Annotated in this window: 17 protein-coding genes; 16 read left to right on the top strand and 1 reads right to left on the bottom strand. The window is 46.6% G+C overall.

Going from position 1 to position 21,629, the window contains the following annotated elements; genetic code table 11:
• The first annotated feature begins 30 nt into the window (after nucleotides 1-30).
• The 14 genes from rpsO to ACZGCQ_RS06825 all read left to right on the top strand — a co-directional run bounded on the left by rpsO (nucleotide 31) and on the right by ACZGCQ_RS06825 (nucleotide 18,553).
• On the top strand, nucleotides 31-300 hold the full coding sequence (gene rpsO / locus ACZGCQ_RS06890; RefSeq protein WP_023468676.1) for a 30S ribosomal protein S15: 270 nt from the start codon (nucleotides 31-33) through the stop codon (nucleotides 298-300).
• Between the two features lie 138 nt (nucleotides 301-438).
• Entirely contained in the window at nucleotides 439-2,658 is a 2,220-nt protein-coding gene (gene pnp / locus ACZGCQ_RS06885; protein ID WP_481265929.1) for a polyribonucleotide nucleotidyltransferase, read from the top strand.
• Between the two features lie 74 nt (nucleotides 2,659-2,732).
• Nucleotides 2,733-3,965, top strand: coding sequence for a M16 family metallopeptidase (locus tag ACZGCQ_RS06880; protein WP_481265928.1), 1,233 nt, complete (start codon nucleotides 2,733-2,735; stop codon nucleotides 3,963-3,965).
• A gap of 59 nt (nucleotides 3,966-4,024) precedes the next feature.
• Nucleotides 4,025-5,488 carry a UDP-N-acetylmuramoyl-L-alanyl-D-glutamate--2,6-diaminopimelate ligase gene (locus ACZGCQ_RS06875; RefSeq protein ID WP_481265927.1) on the top strand — a complete coding sequence of 488 codons (1,464 nt, stop codon included), beginning with the start codon at nucleotides 4,025-4,027 and terminating at the stop codon, nucleotides 5,486-5,488.
• Nucleotides 5,485-6,744 carry a lipid II:glycine glycyltransferase FemX gene (locus ACZGCQ_RS06870; protein ID WP_481265926.1) on the top strand — a complete coding sequence of 420 codons (1,260 nt, stop codon included), beginning with the start codon at nucleotides 5,485-5,487 and terminating at the stop codon, nucleotides 6,742-6,744. Before ACZGCQ_RS06875 ends, ACZGCQ_RS06870 begins: the two co-directional genes overlap by 4 nt.
• Complete coding sequence (locus tag ACZGCQ_RS06865) at nucleotides 6,744-7,406, top strand: M15 family metallopeptidase (protein WP_029342034.1); 663 nt, start codon at nucleotides 6,744-6,746, stop codon at nucleotides 7,404-7,406. Before ACZGCQ_RS06870 ends, ACZGCQ_RS06865 begins: the two co-directional genes overlap by 1 nt.
• Before the next feature lie 153 nt (nucleotides 7,407-7,559).
• Entirely contained in the window at nucleotides 7,560-9,224 is a 1,665-nt protein-coding gene (locus tag ACZGCQ_RS06860) for a ribonuclease J (protein ID WP_023468670.1), read from the top strand.
• A gap of 68 nt (nucleotides 9,225-9,292) precedes the next feature.
• The gene (locus tag ACZGCQ_RS06855; RefSeq protein ID WP_481265925.1) at nucleotides 9,293-11,440 is read left to right on the top strand and encodes an FtsK/SpoIIIE family DNA translocase; all 2,148 of its coding nucleotides are present in this window, start codon (nucleotides 9,293-9,295) and stop codon (nucleotides 11,438-11,440) included.
• Nucleotides 11,441-11,771: 331 nt separating this feature from the next.
• Nucleotides 11,772-12,785, top strand: coding sequence for a BMP family lipoprotein (locus ACZGCQ_RS06850; RefSeq protein WP_481265924.1), 1,014 nt, complete (start codon nucleotides 11,772-11,774; stop codon nucleotides 12,783-12,785).
• Nucleotides 12,786-13,007: 222 nt separating this feature from the next.
• A complete protein-coding gene (locus tag ACZGCQ_RS06845; RefSeq protein ID WP_058704877.1) occupies nucleotides 13,008-13,727 on the top strand; it encodes a GntR family transcriptional regulator in 720 nt (239 codons plus the stop codon).
• A gap of 130 nt (nucleotides 13,728-13,857) precedes the next feature.
• On the top strand, nucleotides 13,858-14,931 hold the full coding sequence (locus ACZGCQ_RS06840; RefSeq protein ID WP_214727235.1) for a BMP family lipoprotein: 1,074 nt from the start codon (nucleotides 13,858-13,860) through the stop codon (nucleotides 14,929-14,931).
• Nucleotides 14,932-14,997: 66 nt separating this feature from the next.
• Nucleotides 14,998-16,527, top strand: coding sequence for an ABC transporter ATP-binding protein (locus ACZGCQ_RS06835; protein ID WP_023468664.1), 1,530 nt, complete (start codon nucleotides 14,998-15,000; stop codon nucleotides 16,525-16,527).
• The gene (locus ACZGCQ_RS06830) at nucleotides 16,524-17,594 is read left to right on the top strand and encodes an ABC transporter permease (RefSeq protein ID WP_023468663.1); all 1,071 of its coding nucleotides are present in this window, start codon (nucleotides 16,524-16,526) and stop codon (nucleotides 17,592-17,594) included. Before ACZGCQ_RS06835 ends, ACZGCQ_RS06830 begins: the two co-directional genes overlap by 4 nt.
• Nucleotides 17,594-18,553: an ABC transporter permease gene (locus tag ACZGCQ_RS06825; RefSeq protein WP_023468662.1), complete on the top strand. Its 960-nt coding sequence runs from the start codon at nucleotides 17,594-17,596 to the stop codon at nucleotides 18,551-18,553. Before ACZGCQ_RS06830 ends, ACZGCQ_RS06825 begins: the two co-directional genes overlap by 1 nt.
• A gap of 128 nt (nucleotides 18,554-18,681) precedes the next feature.
• Here ACZGCQ_RS06825 and ACZGCQ_RS06820 read toward each other — a convergent pair whose 3' ends face one another.
• Nucleotides 18,682-18,930, bottom strand: coding sequence for a ferredoxin (locus ACZGCQ_RS06820; protein ID WP_029342027.1), 249 nt, complete (start codon nucleotides 18,928-18,930; stop codon nucleotides 18,682-18,684).
• A gap of 228 nt (nucleotides 18,931-19,158) precedes the next feature.
• On the opposite strand from ACZGCQ_RS06820, the gene ACZGCQ_RS06815 reads away from it, so the two are divergent.
• Entirely contained in the window at nucleotides 19,159-20,181 is a 1,023-nt protein-coding gene (locus ACZGCQ_RS06815; RefSeq protein ID WP_481265923.1) for a YpbB family protein, read from the top strand.
• Complete coding sequence (locus tag ACZGCQ_RS06810; protein WP_481265922.1) at nucleotides 20,181-21,611, top strand: RecQ family ATP-dependent DNA helicase; 1,431 nt, start codon at nucleotides 20,181-20,183, stop codon at nucleotides 21,609-21,611. Before ACZGCQ_RS06815 ends, ACZGCQ_RS06810 begins: the two co-directional genes overlap by 1 nt.
• The last annotated feature ends 18 nt before the right edge of the window (nucleotides 21,612-21,629 follow it).

Raw genomic sequence — 21,629 nt, 5'->3', positions numbered from 1 at the left:
GGTCATTTATAAGATGGAGGTGGAGTGACAATGGCACTCACAAAAGAACGTAAAAACGAAATCATCGAAGCATATGCTACGAAACAAGGCGATACTGGTTCGCCGGAAGTACAAGTTGCTGTTTTAACTGAACAGATCACAACTTTGAACGATCACTTACGTACACACAAAAAGGATCACCACTCACGTCGTGGTCTCTTGAAAATGGTCGGTCGTCGCCGTAACTTGCTCACATACCTTCGTAACAAGGATGTTGCACGTTACCGTTCGTTGATCGAGCGTCTTGGTCTCCGTCGCTAATCCCGACGAGAACGAGGTAGGGAAGCAGGAGCATCGTCTCCTGTTTCTTTTTTTTGCCGATTCATGGACTTTTTGCGCAAGAACCTACATAATTAGATTTGAATGAAAAAACGGATAGCAGTGAGAGGAGATTTGTGCATGTCACAAACAAAACAGACGTTTTCGACCGAACTCGGTGGACGTCCATTAACGATTGAAATCGGTCAATTAGCAAAACAAGCGAACGGAGCAGCATTGATTCGCTACGGCGATACAGCCGTTCTTGCTACGGTCGTTGCATCAAAACAACCGAAGGACTTAGATTTCTTCCCATTAACAGTGAACTATGAAGAAAAATTATATGCGGCAGGGAAAATCCCAGGTGGATTCCTTAAACGTGAAGGACGTCCTGGAGAGAGTGCGATCTTGACTTCGCGTCTGATCGACCGTCCAATCCGTCCATTATTCCCGGATGGTTTCCGTCACGACGTACAAGTGGCGACGACGGTTCTTTCGTCAGATGCTGACAATTCACCAGAAGTCGCTGCGATGATCGGGGCTTCGATTGCGCTTTCGATCTCGGATATTCCGTTCGATGGTCCAATCGCAGGCGTGACGATCGGTCGCGTCGACGGAGAATTTGTCGTGAACCCGACTTCAGCGCAAATGGAAGTTAGCGACATCGACCTTCAAGTTGCCGGAACGAAACATGCCGTCAACATGGTTGAAGCAGGTGCGAAGGAAGTATCGGAACAAGCAATGCTTGAAGCGATCTTACTTGGACACGATGTCATCAAGGAAATGATCACGTTCCAAGAAGAAATCGTCGCACAAGTCGGTAAAGAGAAGTTCGAATATACGGTATCAAGCTTCGATGAGACAATCGTCAATCGCCTAAAAGCAGAAGCATTGGCAGAAGTCACACAAGCGGTTCAAGTCGAAGAAAAACAAGCGCGTGACGTTGCCATCAACGAAGTCATCGCAAAATACATCGAATTGTATGCTGCTGACGAGTCAGTCACAGCAGAACAACTGGCAGAAGTATCAGGCGTGCTCAACAAGTTCGTCAAAGACGAAGTCCGTCGTCTCATCACAGAAGACAAAGTCCGTCCAGATGGTCGTGGTCTTGCTGAGATCCGTCCACTCGATTCAGAAGTCGGTCTCTTGCCACGTGCACACGGTTCAGGTTTGTTCACACGCGGTCAGACACAAGTCTTGTCTGTAGCGACACTCGGTGTTGCAGGGGACGCTCAAATCATCGATGGTCTTGGTCTGAAAGAAGAGAAACGCTTCATGCACCACTACAACTTCCCGCCATTCTCAGTCGGGGAAGCACGTCCGATGCGCGCACCAGGTCGTCGTGAAATTGGTCACGGGGCACTCGGAGAACGCGCACTCTTACCAGTTCTTCCGAATGAAGTTGATTTCCCGTACACGATCCGTCTCGTGTCAGAAGTGCTTGAATCGAACGGTTCTTCATCACAGGCTTCAATCTGTGGTTCGATCCTTGCCATGATGGATGCGGGTGTTCCACTCAAAGCACCTGTCGCTGGTATCGCGATGGGCTTGATCATGGAAGGTGAAAATTACTCGATCTTGACAGATATCCAAGGGATGGAAGATCATCTCGGCGATATGGACTTTAAAGTCGCTGGAACTCACGAAGGTGTAACAGCTCTACAAATGGATATGAAAATTGGCGGAATCACGCGTCAAATCCTAGAAGAAGCACTCGAACAAGCACGTCTTGGTCGTTTGCACATTCTTGAGCACATGCAAACGGTCATCGCTGAACCACGTGTCGAATTGTCACAATACGCACCAAAAATCGTCACACTTAAAATCAATCCAGATAAAATCCGTGATGTCATCGGACCTGGTGGTAAAGTCATCAACGGTATCATCGATGAGACAGGCGTTAAGATCGACATCGATCAAGACGGAACCGTCTTCATCGCTTCGACGGATCAAGCTGGCATTGATCGTGCCCGTCAATTGGTCGAAGATATCGTCCGTGAAGTCGTCGTCGGCGAAGAGTTCGACGGAACAGTCCGTCGTGTTGAGAAATTCGGTGCATTCGTCGAATTGTTCAAAGGAAAAGACGCACTCGTCCACATTTCGGAACTCGCACTTAACCGTGTCGGTCAAACGGAAGATGTCGTCAAACTTGGTGATAAGCTAAAAGTCCGTGTCACGGAAATCGATGACAAGGGACGCGTCAACGCTTCGCATAAAGTCCTGCTCGTCGAAGGCTTAAGCGAAGAAGACCGTGCCGCATACGAAGAAAAGAAAAAGACAGAGCGTGAGAACCGCCCGCCACGCCGGGATCAGGGTTCACGCCCACCACGTGACGGACAACGTCCACCACGTCGTAACTAATGAATCCAAGGTGGCTCGACGGTGCAGAGAATGCAACGAGAGCCACCTTGTTTCCTATATTTGGAGGAATTACTATGATCGAACGGATACAATTAGAAAACGGAGTTCGACTGATCGTTGAACGGATGCCGGAAGCACGCAGCGTCGCAACCGGAATCTTCATTCAAGCAGGAAGTCGGACGGAACAAATCGAGGAGCATGGGATCAGTCATCTCATCGAGCATATGATGTTTAAAGGAACAAAACGCCATACGGCAAAAGAGATTGCGGTTTATTTTGATCGACTTGGTGGAAATATTAATGCGTTCACGAGTAAGGATCAAACGTGTTATTACGTCAAGACATTAGATGAACATGCAGGCGAAGCCTTTCACGTATTGGCGGACATGTTCCTCGAATCGACGTTTGACGCGGATGAACTGGAAAAAGAGAAAAAGGTCGTCATTGAAGAGATTAAAATGTACGATGACACACCGGATGATCTCGTCCATGAGTTATTAGCTGTTGCAGCTTACGGAGAGGATGTCATGGCTCGACCGATTCTTGGAACGGAAGAGAGTGTGCTTCGGATTGATCGTGCGATGATCGGGCGATATCTCGAAGAAGCGTATGCTCCGGATCAAATCGTCATTTCCGTTGCTGGAAACGTCTCAGACGAGTTGATTGCGCAGATTCAAGAGCGGATGTCGATCCTCGAATCAAGATCGAAGACACGCGAGACGATAGAGCCAAGGTTACAAAATGGTGTGATTCGTAAGGAAAAGGATACGGAGCAGGCTCATATTTGTTATAATTTCCGTGCGATTCCTTCTGCTGACCCACGTTTGCCTGCCCTCGCCTTACTCAATAATGCATTCGGTGCGACGATGTCGAGTCGCTTGTTCCAATCGATTCGAGAGGAACGCGGTCTTGCTTATTCAGTCTTTTCCTATTACACGACGTTTGACGATCATGGAACGTTCACGATCTATGTCGGCACGTCACCGGAATCGGTTGAAGAGGTCGAACAGGTCCTCGCTGCTGAAATCGATCGCTTAAAGCGAGATGGATTGTCGACGAAGGAACTCGAAGATGGGATTGAACAGCTGAAAGGTTCTTTGATTCTCGGGAACGAAGGCACATCGAGCCATATGAATCGAAATGCCCGAAATGAGTTGCATCTGCATCGCCATCCATCACTTGAAGAAGTGTTAGCGGATGTCGAACGGATTCGTCCATCGGACATCGAAGAGCTGATTGAGCACATCTTTTCGGAGGAACCGGCAAAGGCCTATATTCTTCCGGCAGACGAAGAAGAGGAAGCATGATAGCAGAACGGAATAGATGAAACATATGAAATGACGATGTCGAGAAAGAAGGAATACCGTTGAATTTAGCTGAATTGATTCAAGTCATACAGACGCAAAAAATCGAACGAATGGTAGAAGTGGACGTTACGTCCATTACGACCGATTCACGGGATGTTAAACCGGGAACATTGTTCGTCGCCATCAAAGGATATACTGTTGATGGACACGACTATGCTAAACAGGCGGAAGCACAAGGAGCGGTCGCCATCGTTGCGGAACAGCCGGTCGACGTGTCGATTCCTGTCATTCTTGTTCGTAGTACATCACGTGCCATTGCCGAGTTGGCTGGCAAATTCTATAATTATCCTTCTGAAAAGATGCGGATGATTGGTATTACGGGAACGAATGGGAAAACGACGACGACGACGATCGTCCGTGATATATTAGTGCACCTCGGTCGGAAGACAGGCATCATCGGTACGGTGGAAGTTAAGATTGGTGACCGCGTCGTGCCAAGTCGCAATACGACCCCACAAAGCTCCGAGTTACAAGCCTTTCTGCATCAGATGCATGAAGAAGACGTCCAAGATGTCATCATGGAGGTCTCTTCGCATGGATTAGAGCTGGGTCGAGTAACGGGTGTCGATTACGACGTTGCAGGATTCACGAATCTGACGCATGATCACCTTGATTTTCACAAAACGTTTGAGAACTATGCGCGTGCGAAAGGATTATTGTTCGCCCAACTCGGTCAACGGCTGTCGACAGAGAAAGTCGCGGTCTTGAATGCCGATGATCCGACGAGTGAACTGTATGAGATGATGACAGGTGCTCGTGTCATGACGTACGGCATCGACAACGCAGCTGATCTCCGAGCAACAGCGATTGAACAGTCGCTTCAACAAACGACGTTCACGATGCTATACAAAGAAGAACAAGTCGATGTCACGGCGAATTTCATCGGTCGCTTCAACGTCTACAATCTGTTGCTTGCGACAGGAATCCTCTTGTCTTGCGGATACGATCTAGCGACGATTGCAGGAGCAATTTCAGCAATCCGTCCGGCAAAAGGTCGGATGCAACGCTTGCCGATTGAAGGATATAACGTGTATGTCGATTACGCGCATACTCCTGACGGCATCGAACAGTGTCTGAAAGCACTCGTTGACGTACCGAAGGAAAAGATCGTCTTTCTGATTGGGACAGGTGGAAACCGTGACGTGACGAAACGACCGAAGATGGGCGAACTCGCTTCGACCTACGCAGGCACCGTCGTCATCACGACGGATGATCCACGATATGAAGCATATGAGTCGATTACATCCGGCATCGCCAAAGGGATGACACACGATCAGTTCGTTGAAATCGGTGATCGGGAAGAGGCCGTGCGTTATGCAGCACGACTCGCACGACCAGATAATATCGTCATCTTAGCCGGTAAAGGCCATGAAAAATATCAAATCATTGGGGATGAGAAAATCCCTCTCGATGAGGAAGTCATCGTCAAAGAGATGATACGGCAAATGGAGGAACAGAAGTGACTTATCAACCAATCGTTGTAACCATAGATCAATTTGAAACATTCGTAAAAACACACCCAAAAGGCGACTTGCTCCAGCTTCCGGCATGGGGAGAAGTCAAAAGCGCGACAGGGTGGACACATGAACGTATCGCGGTCGGAACAACTTCCGGTGAGATTGCCGGAGTTGGTCTGCTCTTATTCAAGAAAGTACCGAAATTACCGTTCACGCTTTGTTATGCACCCCGTGGTTTCGTCGTCGATTATACGGATTCGGACGCACTTTGCGCTCTCCGTGACGAAGCGATACGTGTCGCAAAACAACAGAAGGCGATTGCGATTAAATTCGATCCGAACGTCGAACGGGAAGAATATCCGGGTCTGTTACAGGAGATGCAAGGACTTGGCTTCAAACATAACGGATTTGGTGGCGGTTTTGACTACGCGCAACCACGCTTTACGATGGAGACGAGTCTTGAAGGAACAGAAAAAGAGATCTTTGACGGTTTCCATTCGAAGTTCCGCTATAACGTCCGCCTTGCTGAACGCAAAGGGATCGTATGCGAACAAGCAGATCGTGAAGGGCTAAAGACATTTGCAAAGCTGATGGTCGAGACGGGCGAACGGGATGGATTCTCGATCCGCGGTCTGGATTATTTCGAGAATCTGTATGATCATCTCCATCCAAAGGGTGATGCGGTCTTGTTTTTGACGAAACTCGATGTCGTACGTGCTCTTGAGAATACGGAAGCCTTATTGCTTCAAGCCGATAAGGAACTCTCGAAGATTCATCGTCAGCTTGAGAAAGAGACGGTCGAGAAGAAGTTGAAAAGCTTAAACAATCGCTTGGAGCAGACGACAGCACAAATCGAAAAAGCAGAGAAGTCGAAAACGGAACTGATGACGATTGCTGCCAAACATCCAAACGGTGTCATCCTGTCTGGTGGTCTTTTGACGCTTGCTGGTCGCCGCTCGTATTACTTATATGGCGCTTCATCAAACGAGTACCGGGAATTCATGCCGAACCACTTGATGCAATGGACGATGATGCAATATGCGAAAGAACAGGGTGCGCTCTCATATGACTTCGGTGGAGTCAGTGGTTCGACCGATCCGGATGATCATTACGCGGGACTCTATGCCTTTAAATCTGGGTGGGGCAGCCGGATGATTGAAAAAATCGGTGAGTTTGATTATGTACTCAATCGTCCGCTCTATCTGTTGCTTGAGACTGGTTTACCGATTCTACAAAAACTTCGGAAGAAGCTTCGCCGCTGATGAAACGGGGAACAATCTTCGGTTGGATCGTATTTTTATTGACGATGTTTGCGATTGGATTGTTTCTTGCGGCATCCATGAACCGGATGCCGACGATTTTAATGGATCAACCGGAGCTCGGGATTGATAGTTGTCCACGAGACGTAGCGGGAGAAGATCGCTTAATCAATGCAAGTGAGCCAAACCTGAAGCGTCTCCACCCAGCTGTCGAGGCAGGGGCAAAGGACCTGATCCGTGTGGCGCATTCTTGCTACAATATCGATATCAAGATTACGCAAGGATACCGCTCGATTCAGCAACAGAATGCGCTTTATGAACAAGGACGTTCTAAGGCAGGTGAAGTCGTCACGAATGCTCGTGGTGGTGAATCGATGCACAATTATGGACTCGCCGTCGATTTCGTTCAGCTCGTAAATGGACAGATTTCGTATGATCTTGAGTATGATGGGAATCGGTCTGGAAAAAGTGATTGGCGTGAAGTCGCTGATATCGGAAAAGCACTCGGTTTCGAATGGGGAGGGGATTGGAAACGATTCGTCGACTATCCTCATTTTGAGATGACGTTCGGGTATTCGCTCGACGAACTGAAGGCTGGTGAACGTCCAAGCCGTTCGGAAAAAGCAAAACGAACGGAAGAAGTCGAAGACTTGTTGAATACGTGATCAACGTCATTCCTGGAGTAATGTGGCAGGAATGACGTTTTTTTTAGATTTCCTAGTCCGGTTGTTGGCAGATTGTGAAAATTCGGCTAGAATAGTGATAGTGATAAGTGGACGGCTCACGAAAAGTGAATATGAATTATAGGAGGTCATGTCGTGTCAAAGAAGAAGACGGAAAAAGTAAGCGTCTTTGCTCTTGGTGGCGCCGGTGAGATCGGGAAGAACATGTACGTCGTCGAACTCGACGAGGACATCTTCGTCATCGATGCCGGGTTAATGTTCCCAGGAGACGAGATGCTTGGAATTGATAAAGTCATTCCAGACATCAGTTATTTAAAAGAAAACAAAGAGCGGATTCAGGGGATTTTCATTACCCATGGTCACGAGGACCATATCGGGGCACTCAGTTACGTCTTGCGTGACTTGAAGGTACCGGTTTACGGAACACGTTTGACGCTCGGTTTGATTGAACACAAGTTAAAAGAAGCCGGTTTATTGAAAAAGGCAGATCTTCGTCCAATTGATGCCAAGACGAAATTAACCGTTGCAGGTCATTTCATTACGTTCTTCCGGGTCAACCATTCGATTCCGGATGCAGTCGGGGTTTGTATTCAAACGTCTCAAGGTGCCATCGTCCATACGGGGGATTTCAAGTTCGATTACACACCGGTCGATGGAAAACAGGCAGACTTCGGGAAAATTGCAGCAATTGGTCAACGGGGAGTACTTTGTTTACTGTCTGACTCAACGAATGCAGAGCGACCAGGGATGTCTGGATCAGAATCAATCGTCGGTTCTGAACTGAACGACGTCATCTATGAGGCACCAGGTCGTGTCATCGTTGCTTCATTCGCTTCAAACATCCATCGTCTACAACAAGTATTTGCAGCAGCAGAAGCGAACAATCGAAAAGTAGCGGTCGTTGGTCGTAGCATGGTCAATAACGTCGAAGTGGCACAGCGTTTGAATTACTTACGCTTCAAACAGAAAACATTGATTGATCTATCTGACATCAACCGCCTCGACGATAACCAAGTCGTCATCTTGACGACAGGATCGCAAGGTGAGCCGATGGCAGCCTTGACACGAATGGCGCGTAACGCACATAAGCAAGTCAATATTCGCTTGAACGATACGGTTGTCGTTGCGGCTTCGCCGATTCCAGGTAACGAAAAATCGGTTTCGAAAACGATCGATCTCTTGTTCCGTGCTGGTGCAAATGTCATTTACAACCAAAGGAAAGTACACGTGTCCGGTCACGGTCATGCGGAAGATCTGAAGCTGATGCTCAACTTGATCAAACCAAAATTCTTCCTACCGATTCACGGAGAATTCCGGATGCAAAAGGCACACAGTCGTCTCGCACAGACGGTTGGCGTCAATGCGAACAACATCTTCATCATCGAGAATGGGGATGTCGTTGAGTTCGAGAAGCGTAAAGCACGGATGTCACGCAAAGTGAACGCTGGGAACGTCTTGATCGACGGAATCGGTGTGGGTGATGTTGGAAACATCGTTCTTCGTGATCGTCGCTTGTTATCGCAAGACGGTGTCGTCCTTTGTGTCATTACGATCAGTCGGAAAAACAAGACGATCGTCTCAGGACCGGAAATCATCTCTCGCGGATTCGTCTACATGCGTGAATCAGAAGATATGATCAACGAAGCGAACCGAATCGTTGCGAAACAACTACAAGGTAAATTAAATGGAGAATTGGATTGGACGGAGATGAAGTCGTTGATTCGAGATAAACTGAGTGCTTATCTCTATGAACAGACGAAACGCCGCCCGATGATTCTTCCGATCATCATGGAGATTTAACAAACGAGCGGCTCAGATTGACCAATACCTGGTCCACTGAGCCGCTTTTTTATCAGGAGGGATGACGTATGGCGACGACGAAACGAAAACCCGTACGAAAAAAAACGCCGCCACGGAAACGACCGGCAGCGAAGAAACAACGTCAGCCGATTGCGTATCGTACATACGCGACCATCATCGCGATCGTCTCACTGCTTGCCTTTGTTCTCGCTTTCGGAGAGTTTGGTAAAGTCGGACTGACGCTAGCTGATGGAGGAGAGCACTTAATCGGTCAGTTCGGTTCCTTATTATACGGAGGAATTGGTGCCGTACTGCTCTTGTTACTATCGAATGCGTCACGTGCTCAGAAATGGGCATGGTCGTTGCTATTGATTGGCGCAGTCGTCTGGATCGATTTAATACTCGGTGCACCTCGCGGTATCTTAAACGGATGGCTCTATCAAAACGCAGCATATTATATTTCGAGCGCGGGTGCCTTCTTGATTGGTCTGTTCTTTATCGGAACGGCCGTTCATATACTGCGCCCCTCATTTTATGGTGAGCTGTGGCTTGGGCTTCGAGAACGTATCGAAGAATTTCGCAATCGTGAACGGACATCACGTCCTCATGTTGAAAAAGAGTTAAAACCGAAACCGGTGCGTGAGAAAAAACCAAAGACGTTGCGACCAGCAACTGTCGAGGAACCAATCGAAACGGAACAGGAAGCAGAAGATCCTTCCGTTAACATTCAAGATGTTCCGATTATTGGTTTCACGGATCATGTTGAACCGCAAGCAGCGGAGACACAAGGGCCGTTGACGATGACAGAGACACCAGACGGATATCAATTGCCGTCGCTTGATTTGTTGGCAGAACCGACATCAAAAGATTTGTCCGGTGAGAACAAACGACTGAAGGACAATGCAACGAAATTAATCGCGACCTTAAAGTCGTTCGGGATTGGAGCAAAAGTCTTAAAGATTCATCTCGGACCAAGTGTTACGAAGTACGAGATTGAACCAAAACAAGGAATCAAGCTGAGTCGAATCACGGGACTGGCTGATGACTTAGCGTTAGCGTTAGCCGCAAAAGATATCCGGATCGAAGCACCGATTCCAGGTAAAGCGGCTGTCGGGATCGAAGTGCCGAACCGTGAAGTCGCGATGGTCTCCCTTCGAGAAGTGCTAGGAGCGGAGAGTGTTCAATCGGATAGTGATCGTTTACTCGTCGCGCTCGGTCGAAGTATTTCTGGTGAGACGGTGACAGCGAAGTTGAATAAGATGCCACACGTCTTAGTTGCCGGGTCGACCGGTTCCGGTAAATCGGTCTGTATCAACGGAATGATCGTCTCGATATTGATGCGTGCACGACCGGATGAAGTCCGCTTAATGATGATTGACCCGAAAATGGTCGAATTGAACGTCTACAACGGCATTCCGCATCTCTTAGCACCGGTCGTCACTGATCCGAAAAAAGCAGCGCAGGCGTTAAAACAGGTCGTCTCAGAAATGGAACGCCGTTATGAGATCTTTAGTCAAAACGGAGCGCGTAACATCGAAGGCTATAATGCATTGATCGATAAGATGAATGCTGAGGAAAAAGTGCATCAACGATTACCGTACATCGTCGTCATCGTCGATGAGTTAGCTGACTTGATGATGGTTGCGTCAAACGAAGTCGAAGATGCGATCATGCGACTTGCACAAATGGCGCGAGCAGCAGGAATTCATATGGTCATCGCGACGCAGCGTCCGAGTGTTGATATCATCACCGGTGTCATCAAAGCGAATATCCCGTCGCGCATCGCATTCAGTGTATCGAGCGCGACCGACTCGCGGACGATTCTTGATACGGGAGGCGCCGATAAATTGCTTGGACGAGGAGATATGTTGTTACTTGGTAACGGCATGAACAAACCGGTCCGTGTACAAGGTGCCTTTTTATCGGACGAAGAAGTTGAGAAGGTCGTCAATCATGTCATCAGTCAGCAAAAGGCACAGTATGTTGAAGCGATGATTCCAAAAGATGTACCAGAGGGCGAAACAGAGGTCGACGATCCACTTTACGATGAGGTCGTCCAGTTCATTCTGACACAAGAGACAGCATCAACGTCGATGATTCAACGAAAGTACCGCATCGGTTACAACCGAGCTGCCCGTCTTATTGATGCGTTAGAAGAAAACGGTCTAATTGGTCCATCTGAAGGATCTAAACCCCGTCGCGTCATGGGACGTTAATCGAGTAGAAAGGAAGTCGTGGAATATTCCGGGGCTTCCTTTTCTTTTCTAGAAAAATGTATAGAGAAGTCTTGGTATCTCGAAAAAAGAAAAGACATATGAAAAAAGAGATGATGATTTTGTATAAATAGAAATGATTGGAAAATTTAATGTATGCATCAAAAATAAAATCGCTTTCATGAAAATAGTTGTCAGACGTCTGTTGATTTTCAGTAATGTTTTTGGCATACTCAGTCATATGAGTGACCGACCTTCAACACGAGGGCTGGGGGCGACTTTTTCACAAATAGATAATGAAAGCGCTCTCATAATTGCAGAGGAGATGGATGAAATGAAGAAGAAACAGGTAATCGTATCGATGATGTCAGTAGCGACGGTTGGTCTTGCTGCTTGTGGTGGTTCAGGTGAGAAAGCCGATCAAAAAGATCAATTCTCTGTTGCGATGGTAGCCGATAAGGGTGGTATCGATGATAAATCGTTCAACCAATCCGCTTGGGAAGGTCTGCAAGCATACGGTAAAGACAACAAACTTCAAAAGAATGAAGGGTTCTCTTATCTACAATCTAAATCGCAACAAGATTATCAACCGAATCTATCGCGTCTCGCTCGTGGGGGAGAAGATTTAGTTTTCGGAATTGGTAACACGTTTAATGAAGATATTAAAACAGTTGCTGATCAATTCAAAGACACACAATTTGCAATCATCGACAACGTTGTTGAAGGAAAGAACGTCACGTCGATCACATTCAAGGAAAATGAAGGAGCATATCTTGCAGGGATCATTGCTGCAATGGAGACGAAAAAAGATCATATCGGTTTCGTTGGTGGGATGAAGATGGACGTCATCGAGCGTTTCCGCGCTGGTTTCGAAGCCGGAGCTAAATCCGTCAATCCGAAGATTAAAATCGATGTCCAATATGCGGAAGACTTCGCAGCTCCAGAAAAAGGTCAAGCGATCGCAGCTGGAATGTATGGTAAAGGAGCAGATATCATCTTCCCAGCAGCAGGTGGTACAGGAAATGGTGTCTTCACAGAGGCGAAGAACCGTAAGAAAAACGGTGAAAATGTTTCAGTCATCGGTGTCGACCGAGACCAAAAAGAAGAGGGTATGCCGGAAGATGTTACGATGACTTCTGTTATCAAACGTGTCGACCGTGCAGTCGAAGATACAGCAAACGCGGCGAAGGACGGTAAACTCGAGGGTGGCAAAACGATTCGCTATGGTCTGAAAGAAGACGGCGTTGATATCGTACCATCTGAAAAGATTTCGAAGAAGACGTTGACTGCGCTTGAGAAAGCAAAAGCAGATGTCGTTTCTGGGAAAATCGAAGTACCTGAGCAATAAGCGTTGAAAAAAGAAGGGGCATTCTTAGGTAGAATGCCCTATTTTCTTCCATTATTGATTGCGTTATGAAAAGGGTTACAAAAGCGCCAGAAGTCAGACTTCTAACCTGTTACAAAATGATTGCAGGATTGTGTTGGGCGTCATATACTTATCTTGGCTGGAGTTCTCATACGTCAGAAGTCTGAGCACTGGTTACAACTAGATAGAGGATGGAGATGCGTCATGTCGATTAAATTAGATCATCGTTTGCTTTATTTACGTGTGATTGAAAAGATCAAGTCTGACATCGATGACGGCGTTTATAAGGAAGGCGAGAAGCTCCCTTCAGAGTTTGAACTTTCAAAGCAACTTGGCGTCAGTCGAGCTACTCTTCGAGAGGCATTACGAATTCTTGAAGATGAGAACATCGTCATCCGTAAACACGGTGTCGGTACGTTTATCAATGCAAGACCACCGTTTACTTCTGGAATCGAAGAATTGTACAGCGTAACAGAAATGATTGCGCGCGCAGGTATGGTTCCGACATCAGAAGTGTTATCATCCGAGATGGTCCAACCGACTGAGCGCGACCGAGAACGTTTTCAACTTGGTCCGGATGAATTGGTTTATCGAATCGAACGAATCCGACTCGCAGGAGATGTTCCTGTCGTCTATTGCGTCGATAAGATTCCTAGCCATTATATTAAAAATGAAGAGCAGTTCACCTCTTCGACATCATTGTTTGATGCTCTAGAAAAAGAACTCGGACGACGTGTCACACATGCTGTGACGCACATCGAGCCACGCATTGATCCGAAAATCGCTGAACAATTACATACGGACCAACCTTTGCTCGCATTGCGTCAAACGCATTATGATGAGCTCGACCGTTCCGTTCTTTTTTCAGCGAACTATTTCCGAGCAGATAAGTTTGATTTCCACGTCATCCGTAAACGTGTGTGAGCCATTGTTTTAGGATGAATACTGAAAGCGCTTTCCGTCAAAACCTACGTAACGCTCCTCATCGCCAGCCTCGGGTGCTAGACGTAGTCTTGAACTTTGTATGACCATATTCGAAAGGGGATTTTTCCAGATGAAAAAGAAGTCACTTCTCGCATTAGCAGCAACAGGTTTAGCAATGAGTTCGGTCCTTGCAGCATGTGGTGGCAACGACGATTCGAAAGATTCAGGTAGCGGCAGCAAATCAGAAGGCTTTAAAGTAGGTATGGTTACAGATACAGGCGGTGTTGATGATAAATCATTCAACCAATCTGCTTGGGAAGGTATCCAAAAGTTCGGAAAAGAAAACGACTTAAAAGAAGGTACTGGCTACAAATATCTTCAATCTGCAAAACAATCGGATTATCAACCAAACCTTCAGCAATTAGCTCGTGCTAAATATGACTTGATCCTCGGTATCGGATTCTTGATGGGTGAAGATATCGGTAAAGTAGCGGATCAGTTCAAAAAGAGCAACTTTGCACTCGTCGACATGGTCGTTGACAAGCCTAACGTCGCGTCAATCGTCTTCAAAGAAAACGAAGGATCATTCCTCGTTGGTGTTGTTGCTGGTTTGACGACGAAATCAGATAAAGTCGGATTCGTCGGCGGCGTTAACTCTGACTTGATCAAGAAGTTCGAAAGTGGATTCAAAGCAGGTGTTAAAGCAGTTAACCCAGACGCTGACATCGAAGTTCAATATGCAGAAGACTTCAATGCTGCTGAAAAAGGACAAGCAATCGCTTCAGGTATGTATGGTAAAAAAGTCGACGTCATCTATCACGCAGCTGGTGGTACAGGACAAGGGGTATTCACTGAAGCGAAAAACCGTAAGAAAAACGGTGAAGATGTTTGGGTCATCGGTGTAGACCGTGACCAAGTCGAAGAAGGAATGCCAGAAAACGTCACATTGACGTCAATGGTCAAACGTGTTGATACAGCTGTTGAGCAAGTCGCTAAAGATACGAAAGACGGCAACTTCCCAGCAGGTAAAGTTGTTGAGTTCGGTCTAAAAGACGGCGGTGTTGATATCGCACCTTCGAAAGACAACGTTTCGAAAGAAGCGCTCGACAAAGTCGAAGAGTACAAAAAACAAATCATCGATGGCGACGTTAAAGTCCCAGCGACAGACGACGAGTACAAAGAATACGAAGCGTCACTGAAATAATAATGAAAGCGGGGGTCGCTAGCATTGCGGCTCCCCCTTTTAAACTAAACATGGGAGTGGATTTTCTTGGAATACGTCATTGAGATGCTGAACATTAGAAAAGAGTTTGGCAGTTTCGTCGCAAATGATAATATCACGCTCCAGCTTCGGAAAGGTGAGATTCACGCTTTACTTGGTGAAAACGGTGCCGGAAAATCGACGCTGATGAACGTCTTATTTGGTTTGTATCAGCCTGAGGCTGGAGAAATTCGTGTACGTGGTGAAAAAGTCAATATTACGAGTCCGAACGTCGCGAACGATCTTGGAATCGGGATGGTGCATCAACACTTCATGCTCGTTCAAAATTTCACTGTTACTGAAAACATCATTTTAGGTGCAGAGCCACGTGCCGGAATTAAGATTGACCGTGCAACTGCACGTGAGAAGGTACGCCAGATTTCTGAACAGTATGGTCTTGCTGTTGATCCTGATGCAAAAATCGAGGATATCTCAGTCGGAATGCAGCAACGTGTTGAAATCTTGAAGACGTTGTACCGTGGTGCAGACATTTTGATCTTTGATGAACCATCTGCTGTCTTGACACCGCAAGAGATCAAGGAACTGATTCAAATCATGAATCGCTTGATCGCTGAAGGAAAGTCAATCATCCTCATCACGCATAAACTGAAAGAAATCATGGAAGTAGCTGATCGCTGTACGACGATTCGCCGTGGTAAATATATCGGTACAGTCGATATCGATGAGACGATGACACAGTCACGTCTTGCTGAAATGATGGTAGGTCGTGAAGTCAACTTTAATGCGGAGTATTCCAAGGCAACTCCACAAGAACTCGTTCTCGACATCAAGGACTTAGTCGTCAAGGACAGTCGCGGCATCAAAGCCGTCGATGGATTAAATCTCGACATTCGTGCCGGAGAGATCGTCGGTATTGCCGGAATCGACGGGAACGGGCAAACAGAATTGATTGAAGCCATCACTGGTCTTCGTAAAGCGGATAGTGGCGAAATCTTCCTCAACAATAAATCAATCAAAAACTTGAAGCCACGTAAAGTAACGGAATCAGGTGTCGGTCACATTCCGCAAGACCGTCATAAACATGGACTTGTCCTCGATTATTCAATCGGACATAACATGGTCTTACAAACCTACTACAAACAACCATATTCAAAAGCAGGCATCATGAACTATAAACAAGTCATGGAAAAAGCGAAAACGCTCATCGAGAAGTTCGACGTCCGAACTCCAAGTCCAGAGACGTTTGCTCGTGCCTTGTCAGGTGGTAACCAACAGAAAGCGATCATCGCGCGTGAAGTCGATCGTTCACCAGACCTATTGATTGCAGCGCAACCGACACGTGGTCTTGATGTCGGAGCAATTGAGTTCATTCATGAACAGTTGGTTCTTGAACGCGAAAAAGGTCGCGCTGTCTTGTTGATTTCATTCGAACTCGAAGAAATTCTTCAAGTATCAGACCGGATTGCCGTTCTTTATGAAGGAAAAACAGTTGCCTTCTTGGATCCAAAAGAAACGAATGAGATCGAGCTTGGCTTCTTGATGGCCGGCGGTAAGAAAGAGGAGGTAGGTCATTCATGAAGTTAGAGCGTTTTTACGGCATCCTCATTCCGATTCTTTCCATCATCCTTGGAATGGTCGTCGGGGCGATCGTCATGGTCATCGGCGGGTATGATCCGATTGCCGGTTTTGATCAGTTATTCTATGGTATTTTTGGCGAACCATACAGCATCGGTGAAACATTGCGAGCAGCAGCTCCGTTGATCTTTGCCGGTCTTGCTGTCGCGTTTGCTTTCCGAACTGGACTCTTTAACATCGGGGTTGAAGGTCAGGTTCTCGTCGGGTGGATGGTCGCAGTTTGGATCGGGATCGAATTTGATCTACCAATGGCGATTCATTTACCGCTTGCTCTAATTGGAGCAGGTTTAGCAGGTGCACTTTGGGCTTCGATTCCTGGTATCTTAAAAGCGAAGTTCCACGTGCATGAAGTCATCACGTCAATCATGATGAACTACATCGCATTGTATGTGACGAACGATATTTTACGTCACGTCATCGGTATTACGAACGAGCGGACGGAGTCAGTCAAGGAATCAGCATCCCTTGCGTCACCGTTCTTACAAGAGATCACGGATTTTTCGCGTTTGCATAACGGGATTTTCATCGCAGTCATCGCCGCCCTCGTCTTCTGGTTCATTTTGTGGAAAACAACGCTTGGTTATGAACTCCGAGCAGTTGGATTCAACAAAAATGCTGCAGAGTATGCAGGTATGGGCGTTAACCGAAACATCATCCTATCGTTCGTTATCTCAGGTGTGTTTGCAGGTCTCGCTGGAGCGATGGAGGGTCTTGGAACGTTCCAAAACATGACATTGAATGCCTCCTTCACTGGGGTAGGATTCGACGGAATCGCGGTCGCCTTGTTAGGTGCGAATAACCCGATCGGTGTCGTTCTCGCGGCGTTACTGTTTGCGGGACTTAACATCGGTGGTCTGTCGATGCAACAGATCGGTATTCCGCCTGAACTGATCAAAATCATCATCGCATTCATCATCATCTTCGTGGCTTCGGGTTACGCGATTCGTCTCGTCATCGAGAAGTTCACAGTTAAGAAAGAATCTAAAAAAGCGAAAGGAGCCGGTCAATAATGGGCTTTCTTGAAGTACTTTATATCATCGTGCCAATCGCACTCGCCTATTCGGCTCCGTTGATCATTGCAGCACTTGGCGGCATTTTCAGTGAGCGTTCTGGCGTCGTCAACATTGCGTTAGAAGGTTTAATGGTCATGGGTGCCTTCACGGGTGTCGTCACGGCATTGACTCTATCAAAAATGGGTTTGGGTGCTGCGAGTCCGTGGCTTGCGATGCTCATTGCGATCGTCGTTGGAGCGGTCTTCTCACTGTTCCTTGCGATTCCAGCAATCCTCTTCCGGGCAGATCAAACGGTTCTTGGAGTAGCGATTAACTTGCTTGCAGTAGGTCTTGCGATCTTCCTCGTCCGTGCGCTTTACAGTAAAGGGCAGACAGATTCGATTCCAAACCGAATCTCAAAAGAGAATGTACCATTCTTGTCTGATATTCCGGTCTTGAAGATGTTCTTCGCAAACGTCTACTACACATCGTATATCGCGATCGTTCTTGCCTTCGTCGCATGGTATATCATCTTCAAGACACCATTCGGTCTTCGCTTACGTTCCGTCGGAGAACACCCGATGGCAGCGGACACGATGGGAATCAACGTCACGAAGATGCGTTTCATTGGCGTCATGATCTCTGGTGGTTTCGGTGGTCTTGCTGGTGCTGTCTACGCGACGTCGATTTCATTGAACTTCAGTGTGACGACGATTCTCGGTCAAGGCTTCCTCGCGATTGCAGCGATGATTTTCGGGAAATGGAACCCACTCGGTGCCATGGGGGCAGCCCTCTTCTTCGGGTTCGCTCAAGCGATTTCGATCATCGGTCAGCAATTGCCGTTACTGGATCAAATTCCACAAGTGTATCTCTTGATTGCGCCGTATTTATTGACGATCTTAGCACTTGCTGGTGTCGTTGGTCGTGCGGATGCACCAAAAGCTGTCGGTGTACCGTACATCAAAGGAAAACGCTAAATATTTACTAATCATAGACCGGATGTTGCCAATTGGTGACATCCGGTTTTTTAGATGATCGATCGATTGAATGAGAAAAAGTCCAATAAAAAAAGATGCTTCGCGAGGAAACATCTTTTTTTATTCACTTATTCGAATTTTAACGCATCGCCCTCGAACGATTCATCTGCTACTTTGATTGAATCCGTCGGGCAGCCTTCGAATGCATCAATCATATCGTCGAATAATGCTTCTGGAATTTCGGCAGTACCATTGTTATCATCAAGAATGACATACGCCAAACCCTCATCATCATAATCATAGATATCTGGTGCCGCTGCTCCACAAGCACCACAAGCGATGCAAGTATCTTTGTCGACAATCGTAAATTTAGCCATTGAACGGTCTCCTCTCTATACGAAAACATTATTGAAACACGCTGTTCTCATCTATATGTCATTGTATCGGACTCATCGTTGCATTTCAATGACGAAGCATAAGTGACAGCAGAAAATGTATATATCATCACATGCCCGCAAACGACCGCTCTAAAACGTAACGATGAAACAGGAATAGCATATCATCTTTGATTTGGAAACGACATACAACAGGGGGGAGTGTGACATATGGAAATTTCTTTACTCGAGCGTATTTTCTTGGAATCGATTGAGCGCCTTCGAAATGAACGATCTGACCGGAGTCTTTATCATGTTTTTCAAGGGAAGAAGTCAGCAACTTCTCTGCAAGATGCTCATTTTTATGATTTAGAGTCGGTATTCGGTACTGTATTAGTCAGTAAACAACGATTCGAAACAATTCTGACTGAACTCGCTCAGAAGAATTGGATTGAGCGGCAAGAGACATTGCGACTGACGCACGAAGGCACACGACTTGTAAATCAAACGGATCGTGCGATCATTGATCAACTAGGTGGTGAACTTCGTGGATATGCTGAGATGATGTGGAAACGACTCAGCCTTTTGGTTCAAACGATAATTTGCTTGGAAGCAAAACAGCCGTTCATTCCTGTACAACAGGAAACTATCGTCCGTGAATGGGTAAAAAGTGTTCTTCCGACCATCTCGAATCGAGCAGAATGGTTACATGATATGTATCAAGAGTTGATATTTCTCCTTGACCGCTTGTCAGAACGAGATGCGACATTGATAAGTTACCGCTTGTCTGGCGTACAAGCAGGATGGTCTTATCCGCAATTAGCTCAAATGATGAAAACGGATGTGGAGACTGTCCAATACGAATTTATGATCGCTTGGCGAAAGTGCATCGATGACTTGGAAAACTCACCACTCCTCAAGCAAATAGGAATGGATCTACACACATCAAAAATGACGCAGTCTGCTCAAACGACATGGGAGTTGTTGCAACAGGGACTAACCGTTGAAGAGGTTGCGATTCGAAGGCGGCTAAAAAATAGTACGATGGAAGATCATCTTGTTGAGATCGCGATGTATGCTCCTTCTTTTCCGCTGAATCATTTTGTCACGCCATCTCAGCAAGAAGAGGTACAACAGATTGCACAGCGACTCGGAACTTACGCGCTGAAGCGGATCAAGAGTGAGATGCAATCCGATATATCTTATTTTCAAATTCGATTGGTGTTAGCACGTAGTAAATGGGAGGGAATGTAATGGAAGCGTTATTGCATCGTCATTTTGGATACGAAGCATTTCGACCTGGACAACGCCAAATCATCGATTCCATCCTAGACGGAACAGATACATTAGCGATTTTGCCGACAGGCGGAGGAAAATCTGTCTGTTATCAATTTCCTTCTTATGTACAAAATGAAGGACTGACGTTGATTTTGTCTCCGTTACTCTCGTTGATTGAAGATCAGGTCATGCAAATCAAGCGCAGAGGAGAGCGATCTGTCGCTAAATTAACATCAGTCGAGACACGAGAAGAGAAAGAGCAGATCTTATCTGTACTCGAACATCTACGATATCTTTACTTATCGCCGGAACAACTCGCGCTACCACAGATTCGGGCTCGGCTAAAACAGGTCAATATTGCTCTCTTCGTCGTCGATGAAGCGCATTGTATCTCACAATGGGGACACGAATTTCGACCGGAGTACGCAAGACTCGGTCAAATTCGACAAGAACTAGGCCTTCCACCATGTCTCGCCTTAACCGCAACAGCGACTCCTGCTGTTGAGCAAGATATTCGAACACAACTGCGTATGCGCGAACCACAAATCATCCGTCGTTCTGTCAACCGACCAGAAATCCAATATGTTGTCGATCGCGTTGATCGAGAAGAAAAAGATGCGGCAGTTGATCGGTGGATGGAACGCATCGTTCGCCCATGCGTCATCTATACGACGACCCGTAAAGAAGCGGAACGAATTGCTGGAATCATTGACGGCGCGACCTATTATCATGCTGGGTTGACGATAGAAGATCGCCAGCTTGTCCAACAACAGTTTCTTCATGATGAGATTGATTGTCTCGTGTGTACGAGTGCGTTCGGAATGGGTGTCGATAAAGGCAACGTGCGTACGGTCATTCATTATACGATGCCTGCGACGATCGAAGCCTATATGCAGGAAGTCGGACGTGCCGGACGTGACGGTAAAGAGGCGACCGCAATCTTACTCTACGCTGCTCAAGATGAACAATTACAGAGGTACTTGATCGACACGCAATATGCACCCGTCTTGTGGATCGATCAATTGCGACAAGGGATGAATCAAGGCGAATCCTATGCCAAGATGGAAAGTCGTTTTCGTTTTAACCCGGAAGATCCGGCATACCGGTTACTCAAATCACAACTCGAAAATGGGTGGTCGAAGGAACGAATCATCCAGTGGCAAACGGAACGTAAACAATTAAAACGACAAGAGATCAACCAGATGATGGACTACGTTCACCGGAACGAATGTCGCCGTTCGATGTTGTTGCATCATTTTGATGAGCAGGCAATCGTACAACCACGTTGTTGTGATATATGTGGAACGATTGAGTGGGAAAATCCATTGCAGAGAAGGACGCATCAACCGGTAGATTGGAAATTGCGTTTAGAACAAGTCTTTTTTTCATCACCAGATTCGGTGTAAACTAGACAATATCCTTAT

The sequence above is a fragment of the Exiguobacterium sp. HSB13 genome (genome assembly GCF_056764755.1).
This window is presented reverse-complemented; position numbering and strand designations above follow the sequence as displayed.

Bases quoted from the DNA above. Each gene is read 5' to 3' on its own strand.
- ACZGCQ_RS06825 (WP_023468662.1), top strand. From the start codon at position 17,594: ATGGGCTTTCTTGAAGTACTTTATATCATCGTGCCAATCGCACTCGCC.
- ACZGCQ_RS06880 (WP_481265928.1), top strand. From the start codon at position 2,733: ATGATCGAACGGATACAATTAGAAAACGGAGTTCGACTGATCGTTGAA.
- ACZGCQ_RS06830 (WP_023468663.1), top strand. From the start codon at position 16,524: ATGAAGTTAGAGCGTTTTTACGGCATCCTCATTCCGATTCTTTCCATC.
- pnp (WP_481265929.1), top strand. From the start codon at position 439: ATGTCACAAACAAAACAGACGTTTTCGACCGAACTCGGTGGACGTCCA.
- ACZGCQ_RS06855 (WP_481265925.1), top strand. From the start codon at position 9,293: ATGGCGACGACGAAACGAAAACCCGTACGAAAAAAAACGCCGCCACGG.
- ACZGCQ_RS06815 (WP_481265923.1), top strand. From the start codon at position 19,159: ATGGAAATTTCTTTACTCGAGCGTATTTTCTTGGAATCGATTGAGCGC.
- ACZGCQ_RS06840 (WP_214727235.1), top strand. From the start codon at position 13,858: ATGAAAAAGAAGTCACTTCTCGCATTAGCAGCAACAGGTTTAGCAATG.
- ACZGCQ_RS06865 (WP_029342034.1), top strand. From the start codon at position 6,744: ATGAAACGGGGAACAATCTTCGGTTGGATCGTATTTTTATTGACGATG.
- ACZGCQ_RS06820 (WP_029342027.1), bottom strand. From the start codon at position 18,930: ATGGCTAAATTTACGATTGTCGACAAAGATACTTGCATCGCTTGTGGT.
- ACZGCQ_RS06845 (WP_058704877.1), top strand. From the start codon at position 13,008: ATGTCGATTAAATTAGATCATCGTTTGCTTTATTTACGTGTGATTGAA.
- rpsO (WP_023468676.1), top strand. From the start codon at position 31: ATGGCACTCACAAAAGAACGTAAAAACGAAATCATCGAAGCATATGCT.
- ACZGCQ_RS06850 (WP_481265924.1), top strand. From the start codon at position 11,772: ATGAAGAAGAAACAGGTAATCGTATCGATGATGTCAGTAGCGACGGTT.
- ACZGCQ_RS06810 (WP_481265922.1), top strand. From the start codon at position 20,181: ATGGAAGCGTTATTGCATCGTCATTTTGGATACGAAGCATTTCGACCT.